Annotated in this window: 30 protein-coding genes and 1 riboswitch; of the genes, 23 read left to right on the top strand and 7 right to left on the bottom strand. The window is 64.3% G+C overall.

All coding sequences use genetic code 11. From position 1 onward, the window contains the following. Positions 1 to 5: 5 nt before the first annotated feature. From ACVIGB_RS27470 to ACVIGB_RS27415, 12 genes are all read left to right on the top strand, one after another. A complete protein-coding gene (locus tag ACVIGB_RS27470) occupies positions 6 to 941 on the top strand; it encodes an urease accessory protein UreD (protein WP_456720277.1) in 936 nt (311 codons plus the stop codon). A gap of 28 nt (positions 942 to 969) precedes the next feature. After that, entirely contained in the window at positions 970 to 1272 is a 303-nt protein-coding gene (locus ACVIGB_RS27465) for an urease subunit gamma (protein WP_063695274.1), read from the top strand. Between the two features lie 9 nt (positions 1273 to 1281). Next, positions 1282 to 1587 (top strand): urease subunit beta, encoded by a 306-nt coding sequence (locus ACVIGB_RS27460; protein ID WP_038387566.1) that lies wholly within the window; start codon positions 1282 to 1284, stop codon positions 1585 to 1587. A 50-nt stretch (positions 1588 to 1637) separates the two neighbouring features. Further along, the gene (locus tag ACVIGB_RS27455; protein ID WP_092126222.1) at positions 1638 to 2180 is read left to right on the top strand and encodes an HD domain-containing protein; all 543 of its coding nucleotides are present in this window, start codon (positions 1638 to 1640) and stop codon (positions 2178 to 2180) included. Beyond that, a complete protein-coding gene (gene ureC, locus ACVIGB_RS27450) occupies positions 2177 to 3892 on the top strand; it encodes an urease subunit alpha (protein WP_456720278.1) in 1716 nt (571 codons plus the stop codon). The genes ACVIGB_RS27455 and ureC overlap by 4 nt, the downstream gene beginning before the upstream one ends. A 49-nt stretch (positions 3893 to 3941) precedes the next feature. Next, positions 3942 to 4241 carry a putative quinol monooxygenase gene (locus ACVIGB_RS27445; protein WP_024581875.1) on the top strand — a complete coding sequence of 100 codons (300 nt, stop codon included), beginning with the start codon at positions 3942 to 3944 and terminating at the stop codon, positions 4239 to 4241. A gap of 25 nt (positions 4242 to 4266) precedes the next feature. Continuing rightward, positions 4267 to 4566 carry a putative quinol monooxygenase gene (locus ACVIGB_RS27440; protein WP_092118991.1) on the top strand — a complete coding sequence of 100 codons (300 nt, stop codon included), beginning with the start codon at positions 4267 to 4269 and terminating at the stop codon, positions 4564 to 4566. Positions 4567 to 4574: 8 nt separating this feature from the next. Continuing rightward, positions 4575 to 5204, top strand: coding sequence for an urease accessory protein UreE (locus ACVIGB_RS27435; RefSeq protein WP_456720279.1), 630 nt, complete (start codon positions 4575 to 4577; stop codon positions 5202 to 5204). Continuing rightward, positions 5185 to 5922 carry an urease accessory protein UreF gene (locus ACVIGB_RS27430; protein ID WP_456725066.1) on the top strand — a complete coding sequence of 246 codons (738 nt, stop codon included), beginning with the start codon at positions 5185 to 5187 and terminating at the stop codon, positions 5920 to 5922. Before ACVIGB_RS27435 ends, ACVIGB_RS27430 begins: the two co-directional genes overlap by 20 nt. A gap of 150 nt (positions 5923 to 6072) precedes the next feature. Continuing rightward, positions 6073 to 6717, top strand: a complete 645-nt coding sequence (gene ureG / locus ACVIGB_RS27425; protein WP_456720280.1) for an urease accessory protein UreG — start codon at positions 6073 to 6075, stop codon at positions 6715 to 6717. Positions 6718 to 7119: 402 nt separating this feature from the next. After that, entirely contained in the window at positions 7120 to 8781 is a 1662-nt protein-coding gene (locus tag ACVIGB_RS27420; protein WP_456657925.1) for a CHASE domain-containing protein, read from the top strand. Positions 8782 to 8984: 203 nt separating this feature from the next. After that, positions 8985 to 10013: a cytochrome-c peroxidase gene (locus ACVIGB_RS27415; RefSeq protein ID WP_456720281.1), complete on the top strand. Its 1029-nt coding sequence runs from the start codon at positions 8985 to 8987 to the stop codon at positions 10011 to 10013. 30 nt (positions 10014 to 10043) lie between these two features. Here the strand turns inward: ACVIGB_RS27415 and ACVIGB_RS27410 are convergent, their stop codons facing one another. Further along, positions 10044 to 10205 (bottom strand): hypothetical protein, encoded by a 162-nt coding sequence (locus ACVIGB_RS27410; protein ID WP_171947852.1) that lies wholly within the window; start codon positions 10203 to 10205, stop codon positions 10044 to 10046. A 317-nt stretch (positions 10206 to 10522) separates the two neighbouring features. Here ACVIGB_RS27410 and ACVIGB_RS27405 point away from each other — a divergent pair, with 317 nt between their 5' ends. Next, complete coding sequence (locus ACVIGB_RS27405) at positions 10523 to 11506, top strand: hypothetical protein (protein ID WP_456720282.1); 984 nt, start codon at positions 10523 to 10525, stop codon at positions 11504 to 11506. 21 nt (positions 11507 to 11527) lie between these two features. On the opposite strand, the gene ACVIGB_RS27400 is transcribed toward ACVIGB_RS27405, so the two are convergent. Beyond that, the gene (locus tag ACVIGB_RS27400) at positions 11528 to 11893 is read right to left on the bottom strand and encodes a methylamine utilization protein (RefSeq protein ID WP_092118973.1); all 366 of its coding nucleotides are present in this window, start codon (positions 11891 to 11893) and stop codon (positions 11528 to 11530) included. Positions 11894 to 12108: 215 nt separating this feature from the next. Here ACVIGB_RS27400 and ACVIGB_RS27395 point away from each other — a divergent pair, with 215 nt between their 5' ends. Further along, a complete protein-coding gene (locus ACVIGB_RS27395; protein ID WP_456720283.1) occupies positions 12109 to 15018 on the top strand; it encodes an EAL domain-containing protein in 2910 nt (969 codons plus the stop codon). Positions 15019 to 15078: 60 nt separating this feature from the next. Here the strand turns inward: ACVIGB_RS27395 and ACVIGB_RS27390 are convergent, their stop codons facing one another. The 3 genes from ACVIGB_RS27390 to ACVIGB_RS27380 form a co-directional block, all read right to left on the bottom strand. After that, positions 15079 to 15525: a YdeI/OmpD-associated family protein gene (locus tag ACVIGB_RS27390; protein WP_456720284.1), complete on the bottom strand. Its 447-nt coding sequence runs from the start codon at positions 15523 to 15525 to the stop codon at positions 15079 to 15081. Positions 15526 to 15608: 83 nt separating this feature from the next. Continuing rightward, positions 15609 to 16157, bottom strand: coding sequence for a sigma-70 family RNA polymerase sigma factor (locus ACVIGB_RS27385; protein ID WP_092118964.1), 549 nt, complete (start codon positions 16155 to 16157; stop codon positions 15609 to 15611). Further along, a complete protein-coding gene (locus tag ACVIGB_RS27380; RefSeq protein WP_018269610.1) occupies positions 16157 to 16360 on the bottom strand; it encodes a NepR family anti-sigma factor in 204 nt (67 codons plus the stop codon). Before ACVIGB_RS27380 ends, ACVIGB_RS27385 begins: the two co-directional genes overlap by 1 nt. 266 nt (positions 16361 to 16626) lie before the next feature. Between ACVIGB_RS27380 and ACVIGB_RS27375 the strand changes: the two genes are divergently transcribed. After that, the gene (locus ACVIGB_RS27375) at positions 16627 to 17439 is read left to right on the top strand and encodes a response regulator (RefSeq protein ID WP_212314214.1); all 813 of its coding nucleotides are present in this window, start codon (positions 16627 to 16629) and stop codon (positions 17437 to 17439) included. A gap of 95 nt (positions 17440 to 17534) precedes the next feature. Here the strand turns inward: ACVIGB_RS27375 and ACVIGB_RS27370 are convergent, their stop codons facing one another. Further along, the gene (locus ACVIGB_RS27370; protein ID WP_456720285.1) at positions 17535 to 18746 is read right to left on the bottom strand and encodes a cytochrome P450; all 1212 of its coding nucleotides are present in this window, start codon (positions 18744 to 18746) and stop codon (positions 17535 to 17537) included. A gap of 113 nt (positions 18747 to 18859) precedes the next feature. Here ACVIGB_RS27370 and ACVIGB_RS27365 point away from each other — a divergent pair, with 113 nt between their 5' ends. The 3 genes from ACVIGB_RS27365 (at position 18860) to ACVIGB_RS27355 (ending at position 20751) form a co-directional block, all read left to right on the top strand. After that, on the top strand, positions 18860 to 19585 hold the full coding sequence (locus tag ACVIGB_RS27365; protein ID WP_456720286.1) for a TetR/AcrR family transcriptional regulator: 726 nt from the start codon (positions 18860 to 18862) through the stop codon (positions 19583 to 19585). An 83-nt stretch (positions 19586 to 19668) separates the two neighbouring features. Then, on the top strand, positions 19669 to 20550 hold the full coding sequence (locus ACVIGB_RS27360) for a DMT family transporter (protein ID WP_456720287.1): 882 nt from the start codon (positions 19669 to 19671) through the stop codon (positions 20548 to 20550). Positions 20551 to 20610: 60 nt separating this feature from the next. Further along, a complete protein-coding gene (locus ACVIGB_RS27355; RefSeq protein WP_456720288.1) occupies positions 20611 to 20751 on the top strand; it encodes a hypothetical protein in 141 nt (46 codons plus the stop codon). Between the two features lie 26 nt (positions 20752 to 20777). Here the strand turns inward: ACVIGB_RS27355 and ACVIGB_RS27350 are convergent, their stop codons facing one another. Further along, entirely contained in the window at positions 20778 to 21020 is a 243-nt protein-coding gene (locus ACVIGB_RS27350; RefSeq protein ID WP_092118949.1) for a hypothetical protein, read from the bottom strand. A 179-nt stretch (positions 21021 to 21199) separates the two neighbouring features. On the opposite strand from ACVIGB_RS27350, the gene ACVIGB_RS27345 reads away from it, so the two are divergent. The 5 genes from ACVIGB_RS27345 to ACVIGB_RS27325 all read left to right on the top strand — a co-directional run bounded on the left by ACVIGB_RS27345 (position 21200) and on the right by ACVIGB_RS27325 (position 22865). Further along, positions 21200 to 21376: a hypothetical protein gene (locus tag ACVIGB_RS27345; RefSeq protein WP_171947849.1), complete on the top strand. Its 177-nt coding sequence runs from the start codon at positions 21200 to 21202 to the stop codon at positions 21374 to 21376. After that, positions 21342 to 21536: a hypothetical protein gene (locus ACVIGB_RS27340; protein WP_143046768.1), complete on the top strand. Its 195-nt coding sequence runs from the start codon at positions 21342 to 21344 to the stop codon at positions 21534 to 21536. The genes ACVIGB_RS27345 and ACVIGB_RS27340 overlap by 35 nt, the downstream gene beginning before the upstream one ends. Before the next feature lie 57 nt (positions 21537 to 21593). Further along, a riboswitch (Fluoride riboswitch) is annotated at positions 21594 to 21654 on the top strand. 70 nt (positions 21655 to 21724) lie between these two features. Then, positions 21725 to 21898 (top strand): hypothetical protein, encoded by a 174-nt coding sequence (locus ACVIGB_RS27335; RefSeq protein ID WP_456720289.1) that lies wholly within the window; start codon positions 21725 to 21727, stop codon positions 21896 to 21898. After that, a complete protein-coding gene (gene crcB / locus ACVIGB_RS27330) occupies positions 21895 to 22281 on the top strand; it encodes a fluoride efflux transporter CrcB (protein WP_456720290.1) in 387 nt (128 codons plus the stop codon). Before ACVIGB_RS27335 ends, crcB begins: the two co-directional genes overlap by 4 nt. A gap of 362 nt (positions 22282 to 22643) precedes the next feature. Beyond that, positions 22644 to 22865 carry a hypothetical protein gene (locus ACVIGB_RS27325; RefSeq protein ID WP_092118943.1) on the top strand — a complete coding sequence of 74 codons (222 nt, stop codon included), beginning with the start codon at positions 22644 to 22646 and terminating at the stop codon, positions 22863 to 22865. Positions 22866 to 22868 lie beyond the last annotated feature (3 nt).

Raw genomic sequence — 22868 nt, 5'->3', positions numbered from 1 at the left:
GGGGAATGCGGACCGGGATCGCAGGCGCGGCAGCGGCAACGTTTGCGGCAAACCGCGCCCAAGGCGCGGTCAGGTTCGGCGTGCATCGCAAGGATGGCGCCTCCCGCCGCGGCGACCTGCATGAGTCAGGCTCGTTGCGCGTCCGTTTCCCGTCGCCGGAGGACGACGGCCTGTCGGCGATGTTCGTCAACACCGCCGGCGGCATTGCCGGCGGCGACCGCTTCGAGATCGCGATCGCGGCCGGAGAGGGCGCCCGGCTGACCCTGACCACGGCGGCCGCCGAAAAGGTCTATCGCGCACCGACAGCGTTTTCGAGCGAAGTGGATGCCGGTTCGCGTGAAGAAAACGCGTCCAAACAAAATGAGGGCCTGGAGCGATCCAACCGGATCGCACCAGGCCCGGCCGCGGCGGCGCGGCTCGACATCGCGCTGAAGGTCGCGGATGGCGCGCATCTCTCCTGGCTGCCGCAGGAGACCATCCTGTTCGACCGCGCCCGTGTTCATCGCCGCTTCGACATCGACCTGGCCGAGGGCGCCTCGCTTTTGCTGTGCGAGATCGTGGTGTTCGGCCGTGCTGCGATGGGCGAGACCATGCGCCACGGCGAGTTCGTCGACCGCTGGCGGATGCGGCGCGGCGGCAGGCTGGTGTTTGCCGAGACCATCCGCCTCGACGGCGAGATCGGCGAGAAGCTGGCACGGCCTGCAATCGCAGGGGGCGGCTGCGCGATCGGCACCGCGCTGATCGTGCCGGGCGACGAGGCGCTGGTCGAGCGCATCCGCGCGGCGTCTGACAGCTTCGGCGCCGAGGTCGGCATCTCGGCCTGGAATGGCTTTGCAATGGCGCGCTTCTGTGCCCAAGATGCGGCCCGGTTGCGCGCCGACATGATGGCGGTGCTCGGCCGCGCCTCCTTGGTCCCGCTGCCGCGGCTGTGGCTCAACTAGACCTTTCAAGAACGATCAGAATGCTCGCATGAATTTGTCTCCCCGCGAAAAGGACAAGCTCCTGGTATCGATGGCCGCCATGGTGGCGCGCCGCCGGCTCGAGCGTGGCGTCAAGCTGAACCATCCCGAAGCGGTGGCGCTGATCACCGATTACATCGTCGAGGGCGCACGCGACGGCCGCACCGTCGCCGAACTGATGCAGGCCGGCGCGAAGGTCCTGACCCGCGCGCAGGTGATGGACGGCATCCCGGAGATGATCCACGACATCCAGGTCGAGGCGACATTTCCCGACGGCACGAAGCTCGTCACCGTGCACGAACCGATCCGATAGGAGCGCGACATGATCCCCGGCGAACTCTTCATCAAGGACGGCGAGATCGAGCTCAATGCCGGCCGCAAGACCGTGACGCTCTCGGTCGCCAACACCGGCGACCGTCCGATCCAGGTCGGCTCGCACTACCACTTCTTCGAGACCAACCCGGCGCTGAAATTCGACCGCAAGAAGGCCCGTGGCATGCGCCTCGACATCGCCGCCGGCACCGCCGTCCGCTTCGAACCCGGCCAGACCCGCGACGTCCACCTCGTGGCACTCGCCGGCAAGCGCGTGATCTACGGCTTCCGCGCCGAGGTGAAGGGGAAGTTGTGATTCGCGCCTTGCTCGCCGACCATGGCTCGATTGCTGGAGGAGGCCGCGAGATGTGGATGTCCCCGATCTGTCTCATCTCCGAAGCTGCAGAATTTGCGGCGCGCCGCCATACGGGCATGTCGCGAAAGGGACGGGGTGACGAGCCATACATCAATCACCTTGCCGAGGTGGCAAATCTCATTGCGACGGTCACCGGAGGCCGCGACGCCGAGCTGATCGCGGTCGGTTGGCTTCACGATACGATCGAGGATACGGCGACCACGCGAGAAGAACTTGCGCAGAAATTCAGCGAGCGCGTCGCTGACCTCGTGGCAGAGGTGACCGACGATATGAGGTTACCCAAGACTACGCGTCGTCAATTGCAGATCGTGGACGCGCCTGGAAAGTCAGCCAGCGGCAAGCTGGTCAAGATCGCCGATAAGATCAGCAACATCCGCGCCCGCATTCATTCCGATCCGAGTGCAGAGGAGCGTGCGGATCTCATCGATTATGTCGACTGGGCCGAAAAGGTTGTTGCGGGCTGCCGCGGCGGCAACGCAACCCTCGACCGGATGTTCGACGAAACTGTCAAGCTTGCAAGGAGCACGCTGTGAGCACGAAGATCAAGCGTTCCGTCTATGCCGACATGTTCGGACCGACCACCGGCGACAAGGTGCGGCTCGCCGACACCGATCTGATCATCGAGGTGGAGAAGGATCTCACCACCTATGGTGAGGAGGTGAAGTTCGGCGGCGGCAAGGTGATCCGCGACGGCATGGGGCAGTCGCAGGTGACCAACGCGCAGGGCGCGGCCGATACCGTCATCACCAATGCGCTGATCGTCGATCACTGGGGCATCGTGAAGGCCGACGTCGCGATCAAGGAGGGCATGATCGCCGCGATCGGCAAGGCCGGCAATCCGGACATCCAGCCCAATGTGACCATCATCATCGGGCCCGGCACCGACGTGATCGCGGGCGAGGGCAAGATCCTCACTGCGGGCGGGTTCGACAGCCACATCCACTTCATCTGCCCGCAGCAGATCGAGCACGCGCTGATGTCGGGCGTCACCTCGATGTTGGGGGGCGGCACCGGCCCGTCGCACGGCACCTTCGCCACCACATGCACGCCCGGCCCGTGGCACATGGGGCGGATGATCCAGTCGTTCGACGCCTTCCCGGTCAATCTCGGCATCTCGGGCAAGGGCAACGCGTCGCGTCCGGCGGCGCTGGTCGAGATGATCAAGGGCGGCGCCTGCGCGCTGAAGCTGCACGAGGATTGGGGCACCACGCCGTCGGCGATCGACACCTGTCTCTCCGTGGCCGACGATTACGACGTCCAGGTGATGCTGCATTCGGATACGCTGAACGAATCCGGTTTCGTCGAGGACACCGTGAAGGCGTTCAAGGGCCGCACCATCCATGCTTTCCACACCGAGGGCGCCGGCGGTGGCCACGCGCCGGATATCATCAAGATTGCCGGTCTGAAGAACGTGCTGCCGTCCTCGACCAATCCGACCCGGCCGTTCACCCGCAACACCATCGACGAGCATCTCGACATGCTGATGGTGTGCCATCACCTCGATCCGTCGATCGCCGAGGACCTCGCCTTCGCCGAAAGCCGGATCCGCAAGGAGACCATCGCCGCCGAGGACATCCTGCACGATCTCGGCGCGCTCTCGATGATGTCGTCGGACTCGCAGGCGATGGGCCGGCTCGGTGAAGTCATCATCCGCACCTGGCAGACCGCCGACAAGATGAAGAAGCAGCGCGGAGCCCTGCCGCAGGACAAGGGCAACGACAACGACAATTTCCGCGTCAAGCGCTACATCGCCAAATACACCATCAATCCGGCGATCGCGCATGGCGTGTCGAAGCTGATCGGTTCGGTGGAGAAGGGCAAGATGGCCGATCTGGTGCTGTGGTCGCCGGCGTTCTTCGGCGTCAAGCCGGACTGCATCATCAAGGGCGGCTCGATCGTGGCAGCTCCGATGGGTGATCCCAACGCCTCGATCCCGACGCCGCAGCCGGTGCACTACCGGCCGATGTTCGCCGCCTTCGGCAAGGCGCTGACCGCGTCCTCTGTCGTGTTCACCTCGAAGGCCGCGGTCAACGGCGGCCTCGCCCGCAAGCTCGGGATCGGCAAGAAGCTCTATGCGGTGCAGAACACCCGCGGGAAAATCTCCAAGAAGAGCATGATCCACAATGACGCGACGCCCGAGATCGAGGTCGATCCGGAGACCTATGAGGTACGTGCAGACGGCGAACTCCTGACCTGCGCGCCGGCCGAGGTGCTGCCCATGGCACAGCGCTACTTTATGTTCTAAAACCACTCCCGGTATCCAAAGCCATAAGAGAAAACCGGGAGGAATTTCCGTGATTTACGTCGTAGCCACCCTGACCATCAAGCCCGAGACCCGCGCCGAATTCATCGCTGCGGCGACGGCCTGCATCAAGGAAACCCGCAAGGAGCCCGGCAACATCGCCTACGACTTGCACGAGAGCGTCACCGACCACAGCAAGATGGTGTTCGTCGAGCAGTGGGAGAACGCCGAGGCGCTGGTGCCGCATCGCACCGCCGAGCACATGAAGACCTTCGGCCGCGTTGCGGTGAAGTGCATGGCTGCGCCGCCGAAGATCGAGGTGATCACGCCCGAGAAGGTCGACGTTCGCTAACAAGAACAAGAACGGGAGAAACAGCATGATCTATGTCATCGCCACCACGCCGATGAAGCCGGAGAACAAGGACGACTTCATTAGGGGACACAAGGCGTGCATCGCCGAGACCCACAAGGAGAAGGGCTGCCTCTCCTACGAGGGCCATGTCAGCGTCAACGATCCCAATCTGTATGTGGTCGTCGAGCGCTGGGAAACCCGCGACGACCTGACCGCGCACAGCAAGGCGCCGCACATGAAGGTGTGGCGCGAATATTCCGCCGAAATGAAGACGGGCCCGACGGTGATCGAGATCATCAGCGACGCCAAGGTTCAGAAGCTCTGAGGCAATCGATGATCCGCGCAACCAAGGTCCTGGGACAGCATCGCTGGACAGAAGCGGCAGCCGACACCGTCGTGCTCGATTTCGACGACCGGCACCGGCGGCGGATGGCAATGACCGGGACGCGCGGGCTCGAATTCCTGCTCGATCTCGAGAACGCCGTCGCGCTGCGCGGCGGCGACGCATTGGTGCTGGAGGACGGCCGCCTCATCGAGGTGGTCGCAGCTCCGGAGCCGCTGGCGGAAATTCGCGGCAGCGATCCGCATCATCTGATCCGGGTCGCCTGGCATCTTGGCAACCGCCATCTGCCGACGCAGATCATGCCGAAAGGCCTGCGCATTCGGCGCGATCACGTGATCGAGGCGATGGTGAAGGGGTTAGGGGCCCGTGTCATCGAGATCGAGGCGCCGTTCGATCCCGAAGGCGGCGCCTATGCCGAGCATGCGCATGCCGACGAGCACGCGCATGGTCACACCGGGCACGATCATGCCCATAGCGACGCGCACGATCATGGTCACCACCACGGTGATGGACATCACCATGACCATGGGCATGACCACGACCACCACCATCATCATGATGAGCATTGCGACCATGCCCATCATCACCACGACCACTCCCATGCTCATGACCACAAATGAGCCTGATCCCGCTGCGGTGCGCGGCGGGATGACGGAGGACGAGGCGGCCGCGCTGTACCGGCTGATGACGTGGCTGTCGCCGTCCTTTCCGGTCGGGGCGTTCGCCTATTCCAGCGGCATCGAATGGGCGGTGGAGGCCGGCGACATCACCGATGCCGCGTCGCTGCGCGGCTGGCTCGCTGCGATGCTCACCGACGGCAGCGGCTTTTGCGACGCCGTGTTCCTTGCGCAGAGCCATCGCGCGGCGTCGGAGCCCGGCCACGCCGGACTGAAGGAGATCGCCGAGCTTGCTGCTGCCTTCGTGCCGTCCCGCGAGCGGCAGCTCGAGACCACGACCCAGGGACGCGCCTTCATCGAGATTGCCCGTGCGGCCTGGAGTTCGTCCGGCCTCGACGCGATGACTGCGGCTTGCGACGGGCCGATCGTGTACCCGGTCGCGGTCGGTATCGTCAGCGCTGCGCATGGCATCCGGCTGGCGCCATCGCTGCATGCCTTCCTGCATGCCGTGCTCTCGAACTGGATTTCCGCAGGCAGCCGGTTGATCCCGCTCGGGCAGACCGACAGCCAGCGCGTGCTGGCCGGTCTCGAGCCGGTCGTCGCCGCGACCGCGGCGCGGGCCAACGCAGCTTCGCTCGACGATCTCGGCAGCGCGACCTTCCGGGCCGACCTCGCAAGCCTGCGTCATGAAGCGCAGTATACGAGGCTGTTCCGGTCATGATGCGCCCTCCGCTGTCGTCCCGGCGAAAGCCGGGACCCATAACCACCGGCCTTCGTGGTTATGCAAGTTTGCGGCCCCAGCTTCGCGCAACAACTCAATTCGGTGGTTATGGGTCCCGGCTTTCGCCGGGACGACGATGGATGGATTGATATGGCAACTTCTCATGGCCCGTTGCGCGTCGGCGTCGGCGGTCCGGTCGGCTCCGGCAAGACCGCGCTGATGGACCTGCTCTGCAAGGCGATGCGCGAGCGTTACGACATCGCCGCGATCACCAACGACATCTACACCAAATGGGACGCCGAGTTTCTGGTGCGCTCCGGTTCGCTGACACCGGACCGCATCGCCGGCGTCGAGACCGGCGGCTGCCCGCACACCGCGATCCGCGAGGACGCCTCGATGAACCTCGCTGCGGTCGCCGACATGCGGGCGAAATTCCCCGATCTGGACCTGGTGCTGATCGAGTCCGGCGGCGACAATCTGGCGGCGACCTTCTCGCCGGAATTGGCGGATCTGACCATCTACGTCATCGACGTCGCCGCCGGCGACAAGATCCCCTCCAAGGGCGGCCCCGGCATCACACGATCCGACCTTCTGGTGATCAACAAGATCGACCTCGCGCCCCATGTCGGTGCGTCGCTGGAGAAGATGGACACCGACGCCAGGCGGATGCGCGGCGAACGCCCCTTCGTGATGACCAACCTGAAGAAGAGCGACGGCCTCGACCGCATCATCAGCTTCATCGAGACCAAGGGTGGCCTTCGGTCGCAGGGCGCGGGCAAGGCGGCTGGCCGTTAATCATTGTGGCGGACCGTGGTGCGCTTCACCGTCACTCTGAGGCGCTCGCGTAGCGAGCCTCGAAGGGTGTACGGCCCCACTGTCCGGGCCGTTCATCCTTCGAGACGCGCTTCGCGCTCCTCAGGGTGACGGACGACGAGAGGGGAGCGCACTCCGCCGCAAAAAAGCTGCGCAATTGCCGGAACAATTTCCAACTTTGACGATTAGCAACCTTTGGTGCCGCCAAAGACCGCCGGATGGCGTCGTCGTTAATGTTGCCGACCGGCTCCTGTTGCGTACCGATGATCGCTATTCCATATTCCCTTGCGGCTGGCGTTCATCGCACCCTGATTTGTCGCCGCCCCCGCAGAAGCCAGATGCCTACCGTCCCCTTTCGCCACCCCCTGATTGCCGAGTAAGCGTGTGGTTCGACTGGGCTTCATCGTTGCATTGATTGCGCTGATCGGAGTTCTGCTCTCCGGTCTTGCCGCCTATCGGGTGCACGATCAGGAGCTCGCAATCGACGGTATCGCGCTGGCGCGGGCGATCGACGTCCATGCCAGCCTGGTGCAGGACCGCCTGACCGAGCGCGAGCTGCTGGCGCGGGTGGCCTCGGGACTGTTCCGGACCCCGTCGATGGTGAAGGCCAACATGCTGCAGCCGCTGCGCTCGGCGATCTACGCCTTCAAGACCGATTTCGTGGTCGCCGCCTGGATCGCGCGGCTCAAGCCGAACGAGCTGACCGCGGCCGAGGCGGAGCTGAAGGCCGCCGGCTTCACCAATCCCTCGATCCGCGATTTCGACGACCAGGCGCTCGACATCAAGGCGCTCGACAAGCCGATCAACGTGCTGATGGACGTCGAGCCGCGCAATCCGGAAACCCTGAGCATCCCGGGCCGCGCCTTCGACCGCCACTCGGTGGTCGGTCCGATGCTGGCGCGGGCAATGGAGAACGCCAAGCCCGTGGCCTCGGATCCGGTGCCGCTGCTGCGGCAGAACGGCCCGGTCGGGGTCGTGCTCGCCGCGCCGGTGTTCCAGGAGGGCGGGTCCGAGCCGGCCGGCTTCATCACCTTTTCCTACGAGCTGTCGTCGCTGATGCTGACAAATGACGATTCCTCGCTGTTCGCGGTGGCGTTGAAGGACCCGCGTGATTCCAACGACGAGTTCACCGCCAACGAGCAGGGCATCGTCACCTCGCGCGCGGTGCGCCAGGACGGCCCGCTGCCGTCGATGGTCCGCACGGTGACGTTCGGCGGCCGGGACTGGTCGCTTGACTATTACGCCAAGAGCAACGCCACGGTGCGTGCGCAGCAGACCGCGACCATCGTCGCGGCGATCGGCCTCGCGCTGACAGGCATCGTCTGCGGCCTGTTCGGCTATGTCGCCTACAACAATTTGCGCCTCAGCCGCGAGATCGAGGTTCGGATCGGCTTCGAGCGCCGGCTGACTGCGGTCATCGACGAGCTCAACCATCGGGTCAAGAACATCCTCGCGGTGATCCAGTCGATCGTGACCCGCACGCTGCGGCACGGCGCCGACATCGACGTCGCGCGCGAACTGTTGATCGGGCGCATCCACGCGATGTCGAATGTCGTCACGCTGCTCAGCGAGAGCCAGTGGCAGGGCGTCAAGCTGAAGGGCCTGTTCGAATCGCGCGCGATTCCGCATGCCGACCGGATCGCGGTGAACGGTCCCGACATCACCGTCAGCGCCCGCGCCGCGCAATCGCTGTCGCTGCTGTTTTTTGAGCTCGCCTCGCACTCCGACGAAGGGCTGTCGCTGGTCGGCAAGCATCCGCACATCGTCGCGAACTGGGAAGTCGCCGGCGAGGATGCGGACTCGATGTTCCATTTCCGCTGGGAGGAGTTCAACACCAGCCAGGCGACGCGGCGGGCCGACAGCGATTTCGGCCTGATCCTGCTCGACCGCGTCGCGCCGGAGGCGCTGGGCGGCACCGCGAAGCGCTACTTCACCGACGTCTCCTATGTCTATGAGCTCACCGCGCCGATGGACACCGTGGTCGACATGACCGAGCGCGACCGCACCGAGCAGCTCTCCGCGCCGGTCCGTCCGGCGAAGAAGTAGAGCGCCCCACGAAGTAGACCGCCGTGGCCGCCTTAGGTTGAGTGGCTATGTTATTGCACGGATTGATCGAAATCAGGAGCGCCGGACGACGCTCAAATGATCTGTGACGGAATCCGGCATCCGTAATAGACCGCAACCGAGTGTTAAAACTTCGTTGAACATGCTTCGGCATATACCGAGCAGGATACCGTCTGAGGACCCCCATGAGGCTTTGGGTCAGCCTGACCTTGCTCGCGGCAGTTTTGCCTGTCGGGCTGTCGCTTGCCTTGACCCCGGCGACGGCGCCGCGCGACCCTGCGACAATCCGTGCCAGCTATCGCCGGCCCGACGTCGTTCCCTTCCCGAGCAGTAATCCCTATTCGGAGGCGAAATCCGCGCTTGGGCAGATGCTGTTCTTCGATCCGCTGCTGTCGCGGTCCAAGACGCATTCCTGCGCGAGCTGCCACAAGCCGAGCCTGTCATGGGCCGACGGCCTGCCGCGCGCCATCGGTGAGGATCCGAAAGGCTTGCCGATCCGTTCGCCGACGCTGATCGATGTGGCCTTCTTCGAGCCGCTGGGATGGGACGGCAAGTTCAGGGATCTCGAATCCGTTGCGTTCGGGCCGATTCTGAGCCCGATGAACCTCAACATGACCGAGCCGGAATTGATCGCGCGTCTCGCGGCGATCCCCGGCTATGTCGATGCATTCACCCATGCGTTCGGCGACGGCGCGATCACGCGGCCGAGGATCGAGCAGTCGCTGGCGACCTTCGAGCGCTCCATCGTCGCAGGCGAAGCCCCGTTCGACCGCTGGATCAAGGGCGACGAGAGCGCGATCAGCGCAACGGCCCAGCGCGGCTTTGAGATTTTCAACGGCAAGGGACGCTGTTCGTCCTGCCACAGCGGCCCGTCCTTCTCCGACGGGTCCTTCCAGGATATCGGCACCGCCAAGGGCCACGACATCGGGCGCGGACGTTACTTTCCGACCTCGGCGAAGCTGAAATATGCGTTCAAGACCCCGACATTGCGCGATGTCGCGCGCCGTGCGCCCTACATGCACGACGGATCGGTCGCGACGCTGGAAGATGTCATCGAGCTCTACAACAAAGGCGGGATTGAGCGGCCGAGCCGGTCGCCCGACATCAAGCCGTTGTCTCTGACGGCAGGCGAGAAGAAGGACCTCATCGTCTTCCTGCAATCCCTGACCGCCACGGCCCCGCCGGTGGCGGGGATACCCAAATTGCCGCGCTGAGCGCAGCAGAGGGTCTGGAACGGGGGCTCGTCAGGCCAGGTGCGGTAGTGCGGCCCCAAGCAGGCCGAGGCCGACGATCAGGAACGCGCCCGCGCAGGTCTCGAGGGCCGCCGTGCGCGACGGGGACGATTTTGTCACATAGGCGAGGGCTGACCCCACCCCGATACTCACGACGCTCAACACTCCGAACATTTAACCGGCCTCCCGATCCGATTTGTCCGGGTTTCACTACGACAGTTGAATTGAGCCCCCGTGCCGGAATTAGCTAAAATTCGATGGAACTGCCCGGAAAAGATGCAATGAGGGACGGGTTGGGGCCTGCCTGCCGCAATTAACCACAATGCAACCAGCGGATGTCCAGAGGCAGGCGCAAAGCGTAAAATTTGATATAAGTTAAACAAGTCCTTAAGCGTATGTGTGTGTGGGCGGTTGGTTCAATGTTTAATGGGCGGGAGCGAGATGCCGCGTCGGCTGTGCGCTCCTTTTTCGCCACGTGCCTTGCAGCGGTTTTGTTTTGCGTCGTAGCCGCGCGCAGTGCCGAGGCACATGTCAAATGGTTTTGCGCTTACGATGTCGCCGGTCAGCCCCGCGGACTCGAGAATGTCCTTTGCCTCGATTTTGAACTGCTGCTCGGTGTCGCCGTCTTCTGGCTGTTTGCGGGCTGCCTGATCGAGCCGACGTCGCTCGGCGATGCGACCATTCGCGTGCTGGACCGCATTACCGAGGGACTTCGGCTGCACACCGAACTGATGATGCGCGCCGTCTGCGCGTTCTTCTTCATCTCGATCTGGGCCGTGGGCGGGATCCTGCTGACCCCCGAGTTGAAGACGTCGTCACCGCTGGTGGGCGCGTTGCAGCTCGCCATCGCCGCCGGCATGCTGTCGCGGCGCACGCTGCCGCTGTCGGCCGTGGGGATGGCGATCCTGTTCGGCATCGGCGTTCGCGGTTACGGCGTCTTCCATCTTGCCGACTACCCGATTTTTCTCGGCGTTGCCGCCTATTTTGCGCTGATCGGGCTGAACAAGGATCTGTTCGGAATCCGGCCGATCGACGTGATGCGGTACGCCGCGGCGGTGACGCTGATGTGGGCCTCGATCGAAAAATGGGCCTATCCGGAATGGAGCTTTCCGCTCCTGATCGAGCATACCGGGATGACCCTCGGCTTCGACAATGAGTTCTACATGCGCGCCGCGGGCATGGTGGAATTCACGCTCGCCTTTGCCCTGATCTGGACGCCGCTGATCCGGCGCTGCGCCGCCGCCGTGCTGACGGGGATGTTCATCAGCGCGTGCTTCGAATTCGGCAAGATCGACACCATCGGACACTCGGCGATCATCGCCGTGCTGTTTGCGATTCTCGCCGACAACAAGGTGTTGCCGCGCGATCGTCGCGCGCCGTGGCTTGCCCCGGTCGCGCTCTGCGCCGCGCTGTCGCTGACGCTGTTCGTCTACTATTTCGGCCACGCCGCGATCTTCAAAACCTCGGTCCTGTAGATCGTTGATCCCTGAGGGAGACTATTTGGCGACGTGGACCGCGAGCTTCATCTTCGGATGAATGCCGCACAGCACGGTGTAGTCGCCGGGTACGGAAAATGTGACGTCGAACTTGCTGCCAGGCTGCTGGTCGCCCGAGTCGAAACTGAACGTATCGGTGCTCAAATAAGCGTGATGCAGCAGTTCGCCGTCATCGTTAATGAATCGTAAAATCTCGCCGCGCTTGATTGATATCTCTGCGGGCTTGAATTCGCGATCCTTCTGCGAAATGACGTATGGCGCCGCACCCAGAGCGGCGCCGGCTAGCGCTCCCGTGACAATCGCGGCCACTAAAGGCGCGCCTCCGGACCGGCCGAGGCGCAGGATGCGCAACAAGCCTGACTGCATGAGACCCCCGCTTGGAATTCCGACGCCGGCCAATCTAGCGTGCAAATGATGCGTCCCGCGTTTACCTGTAAGGGTGATTATCGCCAGCTGATCTTAACGATTTCAGCATGAGTTGCAGTCACTACTAAAGCAATTTTGAGCAGACAGTCATTTTTCCGCAAGCGCTGCGCGTTTCTGCGTAGCTTGAACATCGAGCGCAACGGCGAAACGCGGGTATGGATAGCCTATTAGGCAACCTCAGGGTAAAGAGCGGTGCAGCCTTTCGGCTCGCGACCGGCGGCCTGTCGCGTCTTGCCCTGACCACAGGTTCGATCCGCACCCAGATTCTGATTTTTTGCCTCGCGATGAGCGCCGTTGCCGTCGCGCTCGGCGGATACTCCATCCTTGGCATCCGCCATGCCGGCGATCTGGTGGCCAAGACGTTCGACGAATCCCTGATGTCGATCAATTACGCCCGCGCGGCCGGTGCGGACTTCGCCACAATGCGGGTCGCGTCGTCGCAGCGTCTGCTGACCACGGATCCGGAAATTCACGCCAGCCTCGACAGCCAGATTGAAAAGCTCGCCAAGACGCTCTCGGAAGACCTGACGATCGCTGCCGACCGCTCGCAGTCCTCGCGGGCCGCGCAAGCCGCCGCAAAGGTTCAGGAAGCCGCCGACGCCTGGATGGCGCTGCATCGTCGTGCGATCGGATCGTCGGTCGAGGGAAATTCGGCGGCTGATCCACGTGCATCGGGGACGACGGTCGGCGATGTCGATCGCTACTCCAAGATCGTCAGCCAGCAGGTCGAGCTGCTGGTCAACTACACGGCCGGCGACGGCTTTCTGTTCCGGCAAAAGGCGCTCTCGACGATCAAGCGGGATCTGCAACTCAACGTCGCCGGGCTGACCGTCGCGCTGTTCCTGTCGGCGCTGTTCTCGTGGGTGTTGGCGCGCCGGATCATCGGGCCCGTCGCCATTGCATCGCGGGCCGCGCGGAGCATCGCCGGCGGCGACCTCGACGCGACCGTCCCCAAGGGCGGCACCGACGAGCTCGGCACGCTGCTGACCGCCATGGAAACCATGCGCGACAACATCAGGCGGATGGTCGATCAGGAGGTCTCGCAACGCCGCTCCGCGCAGGCGCGGCTTTCCGATGCGCTCGAAACGTCGCACGAAGGCGTCGTGCTGCTCGATGCGGATGGCCAGATCGCGCTGGCCAATTCGCGCGCCAGCGAATTCATCCGTCTCTCGCCGCAGCTTCTGCAGTCGGATCGGCTCGATGCCCCCAGCCTGGCGCCGGCCGACAGTGACTTCGATGGCTTCGCGAGCGAGGCGCAGCTTTCCGACGGGCGCTGGCTGCGTGTCAGCCGCAGCGAGACGCAGGAGGGCGGCGTCGTTCTTGTCTACAGCGACATCTCCGCGATGAAGCAGCAGAAGGCCGAGCTGCATGAAACCAATCTGCGGCTCGACGCGGCGCTCACGCACATGTCGCAGGGGCTGTGCCTCTACAACAGCGAGGCGCGGCTGCAGGTCGCCAACCGCAGGTTCTGCGAGATCTTCGATATTTCGCCGGAGCTCGTCGTTCCCGGAATGACCATGGAGGACGTGCTCAGCCTCAGCGTTGCCGCCGACAATCACGGTGACCAGACCGTCGAAGACCTGCTGGCGGAACGCGAGCGATCGATGGCCCAGCACGAGGGCAACTATCTGCAGCATCTCAGCGATGGACGGATCATTGCCATCGCGCAACGGCCGACATCCGACGGCGGCTGGCTCGTCACCTGCGAGGATGTCACCGAACAGCAGCGGGCCGAGTCGCAGATCGCGTTCATGGCCCGGCACGATGCCCTGACCAGGCTGCCGAACCGGACGCTGCTGGCCGAACGGATCGAGCTGGCGGTCGCTCAGGTCGGCCGCGGATCCGGCTTCGCGGTGTTCTGCCTCGATCTCGATAATTTCAAGCAGGTCAACGATACGCTCGGGCATCCGGTCGGCGACGAACTGCTGTGTGCGGTCGCCGACCGCCTCAACGCCTGCGTCCGCGAGGTCGATACCGTCGCGCGCCTGGGCGGCGACGAGTTCGCGGTCATCCAGTGTGGCGTCCAGGGCGGAGAGGAGGCTGAGCGCCTCGCCCGCCGCATCGTGGAATGCGTCGGCGCTCCGTACGAGCTGAACGGGCATCGTGTCGTGGTCGGATGCAGCGTCGGCATCTCGATGTCGCCGGTCGACGGCAGCACCGGAGAGAAGCTCCTGAAGAACGCCGACGTCGCTCTGTACCGCGCCAAGATGGAAGGCCGGGGTACCTGGCGCTTCTTCGAGCCCGCGATGGACGCCAGCCTGCAGCGGCGTCGGGCGATCGAGCTCGATCTCCGCGAGGCGATGGCCAAGGACGAGTTCTCGTTGTACTACCAGCCGCTTTACGATCTCCATCTCGACCGCATCTGCGGCTTCGAGGCGCTGCTGCGCTGGCATCACCCGAAGCGGGGAATGGTGGCGCCGGACCAGTTCATCCCGATCGCCGAAGAGATCGGCCTGATCGGCCCGTTGGGAGAATGGGTGCTCAATCGTGCCTGCGAGCAGGCCGTCACCTGGCCCAGCGAGATGAAGCTCGCGGTCAACGTCTCCGCGGTCCAGTTTCGCGATCCCGACTTCATCGACGTCGTCGTCAACGGGCTGGCGGCGTCGAAATTGTCGCCGCGCCGGCTGGAGCTCGAAATCACCGAATCCGTCTTCCTCGCGAACAGCAGCGAGACGCTTGCAACGCTGCACAAGCTGAAGGCGCTGGGATTGCGCATCGCGCTGGACGATTTCGGCACCGGTTATTCGTCGCTGAGCTATCTGCGCAGTTTTCCGTTCGACAAGCTCAAGATCGACAAATCCTTCGTGCGCGACGCGACCGCGACGCATGGATCGAAATCGATCGTGCGCGCCGTCATCAGCCTTGGCAGGAGCCTTGGCATGACCACGATCGCCGAGGGCATCGAGACCGTCGAGCAGCTGGACCACATGCGGGCCGAGGGCTGCAACGAGGCCCAGGGCTTCCTGTTCAGTCATCCGGTCCCGGTGACCGAGATCGCGGGCAAGATCCTCGAATTGAGAAACGGCTTCAAGCCGACTGCCGTCAAGCAGGCAATGGCGGGCTGACGGCGCGACCGTCGCGCAACGCGGCAGATCACGCAGCAGCGAGCGCCAGGGAAAAACGCTCTAGTTTGACGATGATCGATCGAGACGGGCGATGGTCTGCTCGATCCGGCGTGCGCGCGTCTCCGGCTTTTTGGCTTCGGTGATTGCCTCGACGTATTCTCGCTGGTGCGAGTAGCTGAGCTGATCCCAGCGGGCCCGCGCAGCGGGGGTGAGCGCCTTGTCCAGGTCGGGTGGGACGTCGACAGTGCGTTTTTCGGCATCGAGTTCGAGCGTGACCCGTAATGTCTCGCCGCCCTTTAGGCCCGCCGCCTCGCGGTTGCTCTTTCGCAAGGGAATGCAGACCTGCCCGCCCATCGAGGCGATGGTGCTTCGATAGGTGTAGCCGTTCAGCGTGACCAGAACCGGAGCGCGAACCTTCCCGAAAACAACCTTCGGATCGAACGTCACCGGTATGAAGCAGGCGCTGCCTTCCAGGACGATGGTGGCTTCAAACGTCTTCCTGGTCATGCTGCGCGATACCGTTGTGGACCATCGCCGAATGAAAAAAGGCGGCCCAGCGGGCCGCCCTTCCGTTCTAGCATCGCGCCTGGCTATCCGCCATTGCCGCCGATCACGGCGCGCACGGTGTTGTCGGGACCGAAATCCTCGGCGCTGTCGACGTAGAGCAGCGCGGAGAGCTTCGATCGCGCGCGGTTGACGCGGCTCTTGATGGTGCCGACCGCGCAGCCGCAGATCGCCGCGGCATCCTCGTAGGAGAAGCCGGAGGCGCCAACCAGGATCAGCGCCTCGCGCTGGTCCTGCGGCAGCTTTTCGAGCGCAGCGCGGAATTCCTCGAACTCCAGATGCGCTGTCTGCGACGGCTGGCTCTTCAGGGTCTTGGCATAGTTGCCCTCGGCATCCTCCACCTCGCGCCGCCGCTTCCTGTAGTCGGAGCGAAACAGGTTGCGCAGGATGGTGAACAACCACGCGGGCAGGTTCGAGCCGGGCTGGAACGAGTCGATATTGGCGATCGCGCGCAGCAGGGTCTCCTGCACCAGATCGTCGGCGCGGTCACCATTACCGGACAGCGAGATCGCGAACGCGCGCAGGCTCGGGACCGACGCCAGGATGTCGTCGCGAAGTTCATTCGTGAGAGGCATTAGTCCCCTCCATTGTTCTTGTCAGTATCGCCCCCGGCCACAGCCGCCGCGGCAGCCTCGGGTCCGTCGAGTTTGCGGATCAGCTCCGCAAAGCGGTCGGGCACCCCCTGCCGCACCACGTCGTCGTACATGGCGCGAAGCTGGTGGCCGATTCTCGATTGAATCTCGGCGTTGAGACCGCCCTGCTTCTTTACTTCCTTCATGATGTGATCCACGCTTCCCCGGGAGTGAAGTCTCTGATTTTCAAGTCGATTCCTCGAAAAAAGAGGCTGGCCGCGTTGCCTCGTCGGTCAGGAGCTAATGCAAAGTTGCGCAGAAAGTTCCGGAAGGCTGGAACTATTTCGTGGAACTTTTTCGGCGCTCGCGCGTAGTCGGGCATGCAGGGGAACCTGGGGCGCCCCAAAATGGTACGCCGCCCCAGAGTACGGGTTTCAGGCCGGTTGGCCTCACGAACAAGGATGGAGTGGGAATGTCCCGATCACAGATCGTTGCCGAACACCTTCCGCTGCTGCGCCGTTATGCGCGCGCACTGACCGGAAACCAGGCGTCCGGGGACGCCTATGTCGGGGCCATGCTCGAGGCCCTGTTGCAGGACGGATCGTTGCTGGACCAGAGCCACGGTCCGCGCGCCGGGCTATTTCGGCTGTTCACCCAGATCTGGAATTCGGTGTCGGTGAACAACAACGACAATGCCGATGTGGCGACGCTCTCGTTGCCGCCGGAGCGCCGGCTCTCCAACATCACGCCGCTGCCTCGGCAGGCCTTCCTGCTGTTGTCGCTGGAAGGCTTCTCGGAGGAGGAGGTCGGCTACATTCTCGGCACCGATATCGCCGAGACCCGCAAGCTGACCGATGCCGCCGGTCGCGAGATGGCCGCCGAGATCGCCACCGATGTCCTGATCATCGAGGACGAGACTTTCATCGCCATGGACCTCGAAAGCCTGGTGAAGAATCTCGGCCACAATGTCATCGGCGTCGCGCGCACCCATTCCGATGCGGTGGCGCTCGCCAAGAACAAGAAGCCCGGCCTGATCCTCGCCGACATCCAGCTCGCCGACGGCTCGTCGGGCCTCGATGCGGTGAATGAGCTGCTGCGCACGTTCGAGGTGCCGGTGGTGTTCATCACGGCCTATCCCGAGCGCTTCCTGACCGGCGAACGGCCGGAGCCGGCGTTCCTGATCTCGAAGCCGTTCCAGCCCGCGATGGTGTCGGCGGTGGCGAGCCAGGCGCTGTTCTTCCAGCGCAACTCGCGCAACCGCACGCCGCGCGCGGCGTCGGCATGAGCTGAGTTTACGGAAGAGGGCAAAGTGCAAGCCGGCGTACCGAGAGGTACGCCGGCTTTTTCTTGAGCAAGGCTGCGTGGCGCGCGATGTCGAAGCTATTTGCGGGTGACCTGCACCGGCATCGTGCTGAGCGCGCGCAGGCCGGAGCTGTCGCGGAAGGCGACCGGACCCGCAATGTCGAACTGCTTCACGCGGCTCGCGAGCGCTGCGATCACGGCCTCCGCCTCCAGCCGCGCCACCATCTGCCCGACACAGCCGTGGATGCCGACGCCGAAGCCCATGTGCCCGGACAGCCGCCGTCTGATGTCGAACTGGTCGGGATGCTCCCAGCGCGTCGCGTCGCGGTTGGCGGAGGCGAGCAGCAGCAGCACCTTCTCGTGCTTGCCGATCCGGACGCCCGCGATCTCGGTGTCATGCGGCGTGGTGCGGAACACGAACGGCGCCGGTGAATCGAAGCGCAGCGTCTCGTCGAACGCCGCGCGCGACAGCGACGGGTCGGCTGCGAGCAATGCCCATTGCTCCGGATGGCGCGCAAGCGTGTACAGCGCCATGCCGATCGCGCTGATCGTGGTGTCGAGCCCGGCCGAGAGCAGCGAACGCACCAGCAGCGGAGCTTCCTCGACGCTGATTTCGCCGGTGTCGGCCGCCTCGTAGACTTGCGCGCCAAAACTGTCGGGGCGCAGCGCCTCGCGCTGACAGCGTGCCGCCACCCAGGGCAGCACGCGCGGCGCCTCTTTCATCAGGTTGCGGAAATAGTCGTTCTCGGGCCCGAAGCCGGCGAACACCATCGCGCCATAGGTCAGGAAGTTCTCGCGGCCCTCCTGGTCGATGCCGAGCGCGTCGGGAAACACACTGACCGGAAACACCTCCGCGATGTCCTTGATCGCATCGAACGATCCGCGCTCGACGAGTCCGTCGATCAGCTGCGTCGCCGTGGCCTTGAAATCATCGGCGAGCCGCCGCATCGCGCCGGGCGAGAGGATCCGCGCCAGCACCGCGCGGGTCCGCGTATGCAGTGGCGGATCGGCTTCCAGCACGAGGCTCGGCGGCCGCCACGGCGTTTCCTTGAAGTGGTTCGCAAGCCCGGCGCCGCCGGCGTTGCTGAAATTGACATGGTCTCCGAAGATCGCCTTGACCTCGGCAAAGCGCGGCACCGCCCAGATGTCATATCTGGTCAGGCGAACGACCGGCGCCGCGGCACGCAGCGCCGCGTAGGTGCCGTAGGGATCGGCCCGCGTCGCCGGGCTGAACGGATCGAAATCGCTGCGGACAATTTCGCCGGCGAGGGGGCTCGCAGGGGCGCTCATTGCATCCTCCCGTCTTGTGATCATTTAATTGACCATAGTCAATTAACTCGGCTATGGCAAGGGGGAGCCTCGTTTCGATTCCATCGGAGCGGAAAAGGCTCTAGGAGACGGCAATGTCGATCGAGGAGCGATCCAGCAGGGGTGCGCGGCGCTTTCAGCGCAGGGCGCGTCAGGAGGCCGACAAGGAGGCGCTGAAGGCGCTGATCCTCGAGACCGCGCGCAAGGAGTTCGCCGCCGGCACGCTCGAGACCGTCTCGATCCAGAAGATCGCCGACGCGATCGGCTATTCGAAGGGCACCGTCCTCAAATATTATCCGACCAAGCTGCTGCTGCTGCTCGCGGTGAAGCAGCAGAATCTCGAGGCGGTTGCCGAACAGCTCGAACGGGTCCGCGCGCAGACCGCCGACAGCGATGCGCGGCTGCGGCGGGTGATGGAAACCTATCTCGACTATTGGGCCGACAATCCCGATCACTTCCGTTCGCTGTTCTCGATGTCCGGCACGGTCGAGGACCGCCGTTTTCCCGACGGCGTCTATTTCGGTGAGACCGAGATCGCGCGCCGCAGCTACGAGCTGTTCGTGATCTCGGTGCGCGAGTATCTCGCGGCACAGGGCGCCGAGCCGGCGTCCGGCCTGCCGCCGCGGCTCGCAACTGCGCTGCTTGCCGCCGTGCACGGCGTGATCGCGCTCGCGCTCGGCACGCCGACCATGAAACTGCCCGACATGCGCGGCACCGGCCGTCTTCTGATCGCAAGCCTGATCGATGCCTGGACAAGCAAGCTTGCCGCCGCGCGGAAAAGCGAGGGCTGGCCGCGGGTCTCGATCGGCACCTTTGCCTGACGGAATGGTATCCGAGATGCACGCCGACGCGGCATGCGCGCCGCGAAGTGGAATCGCCTGGCTCCGCCTGCTAAGCGCGGCCGATGGATAAGACGCAACGCGACCGAACGATAGGCTTTCTCTGCCTGGTGGTGACGGCGTTCGGCTGGGCCCTGAACTGGCCGCTGATGAAGCTGCTGCTGCAGCAATGGCCGCCGCTGTTCGCCCGCGGGCTGGCCGGGACCTGCGCGGCGGTGATCCTGGGTACGCTGGCGCTGGCCCGCGGCCAGTCGCTCGCGGTGCCGCGCGAGGCGCTGCCGCGGCTGTTGTTCGCCTCCTTCACCAATGTCTTCGCCTGGATGGGCTTTGGCACCATCGCGATGAAATTCGTCACGGTCGGCGAGGGCGCGCTGTTGGCCTACACGATGCCGATCTGGGCGATGCTGTTCGCCTGGCCGGTGCTACACAGCCGCCCGACGCTGCGGGATCTGGCGGCGCTGGTGCTCGGCGTCGCCGGCGTCGCGTTCTTGCTCGGCGGCAACGGCTTTGCGTTCAGCGCCGACAAGCTCACCGGCATCGCGCTTGCGCTCGCCTGTGCCATCCTGTTCGCGCTCGGCAACGTGCTGAATCGCAAGCCGCTGTCGATGCCGCCGCTCGCGGTGGTCGCCTGGCAGGTCGGCATCGGCTGTCTGGTGATGCTGCTGCTCGGCGTTCTGTTCGAGCACCCGAACTATGCCGCGATCACGCCGTTCGGCCTCGGCTGCTTTGCCTATATGACGCTGATGCCGATGGGCATCTGCTATCTCACCTGGTTCGAAACGCTGCGCCGCCTGCCGCCGACATCGGCGTCGACGGGCATGCTGCTGGTGCCGGTCATCGGCGTGATTTCGGCTGCGATCATTCTCGGCGAGCCGTGGGGGCTGCGTGAGATCGGCGCGATGGCGCTGACGCTCGGCGGCGTGACGCTGGCGCTGCAGCGGGCGTGAGAAGGCGGCCGAGGGAACCGACGTTCACGCGACGCGTTCTCCTGAAAAGGGAGCTTGGCCATGCGCAAGGCGATCGCGCGGCTTGATGCGGAGCAGAAGGCGCAGCTGCTTTATCTCGCAGATCTCAGTACGGCGATGTTCACCTCGGCGCTTGTGGTCTGCACGCTGAAAGCGGTCGTGGACCTCTTCGTCGCCGGCTGAACCGCCGCATCAGCGCCAACGCGCCGTTACTCCCCTTGCGGCGCGTCGCCTTGGGTGTGCCCATCCGGCCCCCGGTTAAACACCCCATACTCGCTCGACTTCACCCCGGCCCCTCCATCAACGCCGTTGCCGGCCAGACCGAGCCTGAGCAGCTCGCGCACTGCCGCGGCACGGGTCGGCATGCGGTGCCTGAAGCGGAAATCGTCGAGAGCTGATAATTCTTCGGGGGAAAGCATGACTTGAAGACGTTCAGCGCGAAGCTCATTCATCGCAAATCGCCCAAAATTAGTTAGTTGAGTAATTTGCTAAACGAACCAATTCGCGGTCGGTTCCACAGCTTGAGATAAAAACGTCGATTGAGTAAGTTAATCAAATAAAATCAATGGCTTACAAGAAAAACTAAGGGAACGATCCGGCTGCCCCTCCGTTGTCTGGCGGGAGTGACGCCATGACCAATCACGTCAAGCTGCCCCGCAAGCTATCCGAGGAGCCGGAAGCGCCGGAACCGCGGCGCCCGAGCCACGCACGGGTGATCGATCAACTGGACCGCTGGGCCAATAGTCCCGGTCTGCAACCGCCAAGGGTGAGTGATGCAGAAGACGATTCGGAAGCGGAAGCGATCTGAACCCCACACCTTCGAGCAGCGCCTCGAAGAACACCGGGTGCGGCTCGAGAGCCAGCTCGCGGAATTGCCGCGCGGCGCCAAGCGCGAACAGATCGCCGCGCGGATCGAGCAGCTGCGGACTGCCGTCGAGCTGAACGCGATGCTGTCGACGAGCGAGTGAACCAACACCGGCGTGGGACGCCCACTTGCTCCCGCTGCTCCGTTTGCCTACCATCCCTGTGTTGATGGGGATGGAGTCCCCCGATAACCGCCGCAAGGCTGATGACTCCTACCGGGCGCGACAGCGTCGGTAGGAGCATACGCCACCGCCGATCCGCAGCGCGCCCCGCGAATGAGAAGGGGCAGAGCATGACGGGTCTTCCTGGGTCACTCTCAATCGCATTGTCGCTGGTCGGGTCGATCTGGCTCGTCGGTGTCGTCGCCCTGCTGGTCGGCGCCCCGGGCGAGCTGGTCGCCGCCACCTTCGTTGTTGGGCTTGTGACAGGCGTCGCCGAGTGGCGGGGCGGAAAGGCAGAATCTTGAGCGTTCAGTTGTTGGCGGCGGTCGCGATCGGCGGTTCGCTGGGATCGGTCGCGCGCTATCTGGTGGCGATCGGCGCGGGGCGCCTGGTCGGCACCGATTTTCCCTGGGGCACGCTGATGATCAATATCGTGGGCTCGTTCCTGATCGGCGTCTTCGCGGAGTCCTTCGCGCTGACCTGGAATGTCAGCCAGGCGGTGCGGGTGTTTCTCACCGTCGGCATCTGCGGCGGCTTCACCACCTTCTCGACCTTCTCGCTCGATGCGATCGTGCTGATGCAGCGGGGCGAGCTATGGCCGGCCGCTGCCTACATCGCGGCCTCCGTTGCGCTCTCGATCCTCGCGCTGTTCGCCGGCCTGCTGCTGGTGCGGGCGTTCGCGGGTTAATTGTCAGCTACGCGCCCGCTCTTCACGTCATCCTGAGGAGCGCGGAACGCGCGTCTCGAAGGATGCACGGCCCGGCTGGTGGCCGTCGATCCTTCGAGGCTCGCCCAGCGGCGCAATTGCGCCGCAAGGCTCGCGCCTCAGGATGCCGGGGCCAATACACGAACGGATATGCCAATCTCTCTAAGCGCTAATCAGCAGGATGGCGGCCGGCGTGCGGGTTCGTCGTCTGACCCGCGTGGGCGCCGTTCCAAAAAAGTGAAGGGCTGGAGGTATCGCCTGCCGCCGGAATCCTTGGCGCGCCCGGGGCCAGCCGGTAGGATGGAACCCGGATCGAGGTCAGGGACCAAGGGAAAGACTGGGGAATGAAGCATGTCGACGTCGCGGTGATTGCTGCCACGCTGTGGCTGCTGGCGTCGATGGTGCTGGACATCCTGACGCCGAAGTCGATCACCGCGCTGATGATCGCCGCCGCGCTCGCGCCGCCGTTCCTGATCGGGATCGGCATCCATTTCGCACGCGAATATTTCAAGGCAAAGCGGCGCAGCTACCGGCCGCCGCAGTGGGACGAACGCTTCAGGAACTAAGCG

Source organism: Bradyrhizobium sp. USDA 4341, from assembly GCF_054063755.1.
This window is presented reverse-complemented; position numbering and strand designations above follow the sequence as displayed.

Coding starts and splice junctions, on each gene's coding strand:
- ACVIGB_RS27360 (WP_456720287.1), top strand. CDS start 19,669: ATGGATAAGACGCAACGCGACCGAACGATAGGCTTTCTCTGCCTGGTG.
- ACVIGB_RS27340 (WP_143046768.1), top strand. CDS start 21,342: ATGCAGAAGACGATTCGGAAGCGGAAGCGATCTGAACCCCACACCTTC.
- ACVIGB_RS27375 (WP_212314214.1), top strand. CDS start 16,627: ATGTCCCGATCACAGATCGTTGCCGAACACCTTCCGCTGCTGCGCCGT.
- ACVIGB_RS27355 (WP_456720288.1), top strand. CDS start 20,611: ATGCGCAAGGCGATCGCGCGGCTTGATGCGGAGCAGAAGGCGCAGCTG.
- ACVIGB_RS27430 (WP_456725066.1), top strand. CDS start 5,185: ATGCTCATGACCACAAATGAGCCTGATCCCGCTGCGGTGCGCGGCGGG.
- ACVIGB_RS27400 (WP_092118973.1), bottom strand. CDS start 11,893: ATGCAGTCAGGCTTGTTGCGCATCCTGCGCCTCGGCCGGTCCGGAGGC.
- ACVIGB_RS27415 (WP_456720281.1), top strand. CDS start 8,985: ATGAGGCTTTGGGTCAGCCTGACCTTGCTCGCGGCAGTTTTGCCTGTC.
- ACVIGB_RS27410 (WP_171947852.1), bottom strand. CDS start 10,205: ATGTTCGGAGTGTTGAGCGTCGTGAGTATCGGGGTGGGGTCAGCCCTC.
- ACVIGB_RS27460 (WP_038387566.1), top strand. CDS start 1,282: ATGATCCCCGGCGAACTCTTCATCAAGGACGGCGAGATCGAGCTCAAT.
- ACVIGB_RS27365 (WP_456720286.1), top strand. CDS start 18,860: ATGTCGATCGAGGAGCGATCCAGCAGGGGTGCGCGGCGCTTTCAGCGC.
- ACVIGB_RS27435 (WP_456720279.1), top strand. CDS start 4,575: ATGATCCGCGCAACCAAGGTCCTGGGACAGCATCGCTGGACAGAAGCG.
- ACVIGB_RS27325 (WP_092118943.1), top strand. CDS start 22,644: ATGAAGCATGTCGACGTCGCGGTGATTGCTGCCACGCTGTGGCTGCTG.
- ACVIGB_RS27350 (WP_092118949.1), bottom strand. CDS start 21,020: ATGAATGAGCTTCGCGCTGAACGTCTTCAAGTCATGCTTTCCCCCGAA.
- ACVIGB_RS27390 (WP_456720284.1), bottom strand. CDS start 15,525: ATGACCAGGAAGACGTTTGAAGCCACCATCGTCCTGGAAGGCAGCGCC.
- ACVIGB_RS27395 (WP_456720283.1), top strand. CDS start 12,109: ATGGATAGCCTATTAGGCAACCTCAGGGTAAAGAGCGGTGCAGCCTTT.
- ACVIGB_RS27345 (WP_171947849.1), top strand. CDS start 21,200: ATGACCAATCACGTCAAGCTGCCCCGCAAGCTATCCGAGGAGCCGGAA.
- ACVIGB_RS27370 (WP_456720285.1), bottom strand. CDS start 18,746: ATGAGCGCCCCTGCGAGCCCCCTCGCCGGCGAAATTGTCCGCAGCGAT.
- ACVIGB_RS27465 (WP_063695274.1), top strand. CDS start 970: ATGAATTTGTCTCCCCGCGAAAAGGACAAGCTCCTGGTATCGATGGCC.
- ACVIGB_RS27455 (WP_092126222.1), top strand. CDS start 1,638: ATGTGGATGTCCCCGATCTGTCTCATCTCCGAAGCTGCAGAATTTGCG.
- ACVIGB_RS27380 (WP_018269610.1), bottom strand. CDS start 16,360: ATGAAGGAAGTAAAGAAGCAGGGCGGTCTCAACGCCGAGATTCAATCG.
- ACVIGB_RS27440 (WP_092118991.1), top strand. CDS start 4,267: ATGATCTATGTCATCGCCACCACGCCGATGAAGCCGGAGAACAAGGAC.
- ACVIGB_RS27335 (WP_456720289.1), top strand. CDS start 21,725: ATGACGGGTCTTCCTGGGTCACTCTCAATCGCATTGTCGCTGGTCGGG.
- ACVIGB_RS27385 (WP_092118964.1), bottom strand. CDS start 16,157: ATGCCTCTCACGAATGAACTTCGCGACGACATCCTGGCGTCGGTCCCG.
- ACVIGB_RS27470 (WP_456720277.1), top strand. CDS start 6: ATGCGGACCGGGATCGCAGGCGCGGCAGCGGCAACGTTTGCGGCAAAC.
- ureG (WP_456720280.1), top strand. CDS start 6,073: ATGGCAACTTCTCATGGCCCGTTGCGCGTCGGCGTCGGCGGTCCGGTC.